The organism is Bradyrhizobium sp. P2_E8, assembly GCF_056403875.1.
Genome location: NZ_JBFUES010001549.1, coordinates 1 through 1,150, shown reverse-complemented (window position 1 = coordinate 1,150; position 1,150 = coordinate 1). Strand labels below are relative to the sequence as shown.

1 protein-coding gene is annotated in these 1,150 nt (G+C 63.2%); it reads left to right on the top strand.

The window, feature by feature from the left end; all coding sequences use genetic code 11:
- The coding region (locus tag AC1D00_RS42205) for a molybdopterin-binding domain-containing protein (RefSeq protein WP_477014789.1) at nucleotides 1-1,150 on the top strand (1,150 nt) is incomplete at both ends.

Genomic DNA, 1,150 nt, shown 5'->3' with positions numbered 1-1,150 from the left:
GCCTCCAACAGCATCACCCGTATCCCTGAATCCCTCAATGGCCTGAAGGCGCTGGAGCTGCTCGTCATCGCCGACCCGCATCCGACGACCTGGGCCTCGCTCGCAGTCGAGGCGGGGCGCAAGGATGGCATCTACATTCTCCCGGTCGCCACCCAATTCGAGTGCAAGGGCTCGCGCGTCGCCTCCAACCGCTCGCTGCAATGGGGCGAGCAGATCGTGAAGCCGGTGTTCGAGTCGAAGGATGATCTCGAAATCATCTACCGCCTGGCCAGGAAGTTCGGCTTCGCCGACCAGATGTTCAAGAATATCAAGGTCGAGAACAATCTTCCTGAAGCGGAGGATGTCCTTCGCGAGATGAACCGCGGCAGCTGGTCGACCGGCTATTGCGGGCAATCGCCCGAACGCCTCAAGGCGCACATGAAGAACCAGGCGAAGTTCGACATGCTGACCATGCGGGCGCCAAAGGACGATCCCGAGGTCGGCGGCGATTATTACGGCCTGCCCTGGCCATGCTGGGGATCACCGGAGGTCAAGCATCCCGGAACGCCGCTGCTCTACAATACCAATCTGCATGTGATGGATGGCGGCGGCACGTTCCGGCCGCGGTTCGGCATCGAGCGCGAGGAGAAGCTGCCGGACGGCACGACGCGCAAGGTGAGCCTGCTCGCGGACGGCTCATACTCGCTGGGGTCGGCCATCCAGGACGGCTATCCGGAATTCACGCTCGCGAGCTTGAAGAAGCTCGGCTGGGACACCGATCTCACCGAAGCGGAAATGGCCGTGATYAACAAGGTCAACCCCGCCACTCCGGACGCGGTGTCGTGGTCGCTCGACCTGTCGGGCGGCATCCAGCGCGTTGCGCTGGCGCATGGCTGCGTTCCCTATGGCAACGGCAAGGCGCGCATGAATGCCTTCGGCTTGCCCGATCCCATCCCGGTTCACCGCGAGCCGATCTACACGCCGCGCGTCGATCTCGTCGCCAAATACCCGACGCTGCCCGACGCCAAGCAGTTCCGGATGCCCAATATCGGCTTCTCCGTGCAGAAGGCTGCGGTGGAGAAGGGAATTGCAAAACAGTTCCCGCTCATCCTGTCGTCCGGCCGCCTGGTCGAATATGAGGGCGGCGGCGAGGAGACCCGGACCAACCCGT